Genomic DNA, 390 nt, shown 5'->3' on the forward strand with positions numbered 1-390 from the left:
GAGCTGCGCTTGACCCGCGTCAGGATGACAACGGCCGCCTCATACAGGAGAGTGCGGGCAAGGACGTCGCCACATTTCGAGACCCTGCCGCTGCGGTCGGTGTCACCCGACTGATACTTCCTGGGCGTCAATCCCATGTGGGCGCCGACTGAGCGTGACCTCGTAAAGCGTGCTGGGTCCTCAACCATGCTGACATAGGACAGGACGGACACGACCCCAATGCCGGGCACGCTCATCAATAGGCGGCACGTCGGGCTTGCTCTCGCCAGTGCCCGTATCGCCTTGTCAAAAGCTGCGATCTGCGAACGCACCCCTCGCCATGCTGCCAGCATGGGCTGAACAATCGGTGCCAGGTCCTCCCGCTCGGCAAGCAAGGCTTCGACGCGACGA

Annotated in this window: 1 protein-coding gene; it reads right to left on the reverse strand. The window is 63.1% G+C overall.

The genetic code is table 11. The features are described 5' to 3' along the window. A partial coding sequence (locus tag Q7A36_RS41065) for a transposase (RefSeq protein WP_305109520.1) occupies nt 1–390 on the reverse strand: 390 nt, incomplete at both ends.

It is taken from the genome of Paracraurococcus lichenis, assembly GCF_030657435.1.
Lineage (GTDB): Bacteria > Pseudomonadota > Alphaproteobacteria > Acetobacterales > Acetobacteraceae > Paracraurococcus > Paracraurococcus lichenis.